Genomic DNA, 2,195 nt, shown 5'->3' on the forward strand with positions numbered 1-2,195 from the left:
AGGCAAGACCAAGAAGGAGATCATCCGCTGCCTTAAACGGGCCGTGGTCCGCGAGCTCTACCGAGCACTCCAAGCCGACCTAAACCCAACAACGCAGGCACTTGACGCTGCATAGGAGCATCCACACGGACGACGAACGCACACCGATATGCCAAGTTCGGCGGTAACCAGGAAGCGGCGTCCCGAAACGCCTTGTCGAAGTTGGCCTGACCGGCGACGGCCAACAGATTGCGCGGATCGTTGGCGAAGTCGCGGCGGCGTTGGTCGCCCAGCCGCGTGCGCCCTTGTGCCAGGCATCGGACAGCGACACCACGTGGTCGATCTGCACGGCCGGAGAGGTGTCCGGGCCGCGCACGAAAGCGATGGTCGCTCCGGTGTAGGGGTCGTGCAGGATGCCGCGTTGCGCGAAGCAGGTCCCGGGCCGCACCTGCAGGTCGACCAGGTCGCGGCGCAGGATGTCGTCGCGGGTGTTGCAGCCGTTGTGGCCGTACTCCACGTTGACGTCATCACTCCAGGGCTCACCGAACCGCGCACGATTGAAATCCTCGAAGCGATCCCACCCCTTGACCGGCAGTTCTTCGAGGTGCAGCCGGGCCGTCTCGAAGGCCGGGTTGGCGGGGAACTCCTGCGGGACCGGTTCCCGGCTTCGCGCGTCGCGGAGGTAGAACCAACCGGCACCGGCGGCGATCGCCACAATGATCAGCAGCGCCAGCGTGTCCCGGTACCGGCCGCGCCGAGCGGGAATGACACGCGCCACATAGCGGTTCTAGCACTTGAGACTGTAGAGTGCTAACTGTTTTAGACCATCACGGAGGTTTCTGTGCCGACTTACAGCTATGCGTGCACCGAGTGCGGTGACCGCTTCGATGTGGTTCAGGCCTTCACCGACGACGCCCTGACCACTTGCAAAAATTGCTCGGGTCGGCTGCGCAAACTGTTCAACTCGGTCGGGGTGGTGTTCAAGGGCAGCGGTTTCTACCGCACCGACAGTCGCGAGTCGGCGAAAAGCTCGGCCAACGGCTCCGCCAAGGGGAGCTCGTCGTCGGGCACCGACACGTCGAGCAGCAGCGACAAGTCCGGCTCCTCGGAAAAGTCGACTACCTCCAGCGACAAGTCGGACTCGGCAAGCTCGAAGTCAGCGACCGCCGCCGCCAGCTAGCCGGTTATCCACAAGCGGCCGGCCGGCGGCCGCATGTACTACCCCGCCACACTTACCGTTGCGGCATGGGGGAATCCCTCAAATCGCTGAATCCGTCGCTACCGACCCAAATTTCGCAGTGGTCGCGCCCGGACTGGTCGCGAACTGTGCTGGCCCGGCGAATTGCCGCGGCCGGGCTCGTCGTGCTGGCCGGTGTCGCGGCACTGCGGCCCAACCCGAACGGTGACCGTGCTCAGGTGGTGGTGGCAGCCCGCGATCTCAGCCCGGGCGCCGCGCTGACTGCCGACGATCTCCGGCTCGAAAAACGTTTGGTCCCAACCATTCCCGACGGATCTCAGTCCGGCATCGAGACGGTTGTCGGGTCGACGTTGGCCGGGCCGGCGCGGCGCGGTGAAGTGCTGACCGACGTCCGGTTGCTGGGCCGCCGACTGGCCGAGTCGGCGGCGGGGCCGGACGCCCGGATAGTGCCGGTGCATCCCGCCGACAGCGCTCTGGCCGATCTGGTCCGCCCTGGCGATGTCGTCGACGTCGTTGCCGCCTCAGAGACCGCCTCCCAATCCAACCCGAAGGGCCCCAGCGTCATAGCCACCGATGCGATCGTGGTGCTGGTCTCGGCGAAGCAGAAGGCTCAGGCCGCGGCAGCTGACCGGGTGATACTGGTGGCGCTGCCGGCGGCCTCGGCCAATGCCGTGGCCGGCGCCGCATTGGTGCAGGCCGTGACGCTTACCCTGCATTGAGTACGGGCGAAGGATCTTTCAGGCGGCCGCCGACTGGTCGCTGGCACAGTACTTGCACTTGTGTGCGGACTCGGGGATGTCCGACATGCACTCGTTACACGCCTTGGTTGCGGGCTCATCACCGAACACCGTTACCCCACGGCGCTTCTGGATGTGCTTGTAGGGCAACACGATCACGACGTAGATGGTGGTCATGAAGACTATGAAGTAGACAATCGCCCCGATGAACGCGCCCATGTCGACGAACGTCTCCTTATTGCCTGCATTGCCGAGCTGCCAGCCCAACCCGAAGGTGGTAT

General features: G+C 65.1%; 3 protein-coding genes and 1 pseudogene. 2 read left to right on the plus strand and 2 right to left on the minus strand.

Going from position 1 to position 2,195, the window contains the following annotated elements:
- Positions 1 to 79: 79 nt before the first annotated feature.
- Complete coding sequence (locus tag WAN71_RS07360) at positions 80 to 757, minus strand: hypothetical protein (RefSeq protein ID WP_422224705.1); 678 nt, start codon at positions 755 to 757, stop codon at positions 80 to 82.
- Positions 758 to 820: 63 nt separating this feature from the next.
- Between WAN71_RS07360 and WAN71_RS07365 the strand changes: the two genes are divergently transcribed.
- Together WAN71_RS07365 and WAN71_RS07370 are read left to right on the plus strand one after the other, a co-directional pair.
- Positions 821 to 1,159, plus strand: coding sequence for an FmdB family zinc ribbon protein (locus WAN71_RS07365; RefSeq protein ID WP_422224706.1), 339 nt, complete (start codon positions 821 to 823; stop codon positions 1,157 to 1,159).
- A gap of 65 nt (positions 1,160 to 1,224) precedes the next feature.
- Positions 1,225 to 1,896, plus strand: coding sequence for an SAF domain-containing protein (locus tag WAN71_RS07370; protein WP_422224707.1), 672 nt, complete (start codon positions 1,225 to 1,227; stop codon positions 1,894 to 1,896).
- 18 nt (positions 1,897 to 1,914) lie between these two features.
- Here WAN71_RS07370 and WAN71_RS07375 read toward each other — a convergent pair.
- Positions 1,915 to 2,195, minus strand: a pseudogene (locus tag WAN71_RS07375) (mechanosensitive ion channel protein MscL); the annotation flags it as partial.

This window comes from Mycobacterium sp. (assembly GCF_049280035.1).
In the GTDB taxonomy this organism is placed as follows: domain Bacteria; phylum Actinomycetota; class Actinomycetes; order Mycobacteriales; family Mycobacteriaceae; genus Mycobacterium.

Bases quoted from the DNA above. Each gene is read 5' to 3' on its own strand.
- WAN71_RS07370 (WP_422224707.1), top strand. From the start codon at position 1,225: ATGGGGGAATCCCTCAAATCGCTGAATCCGTCGCTACCGACCCAAATT.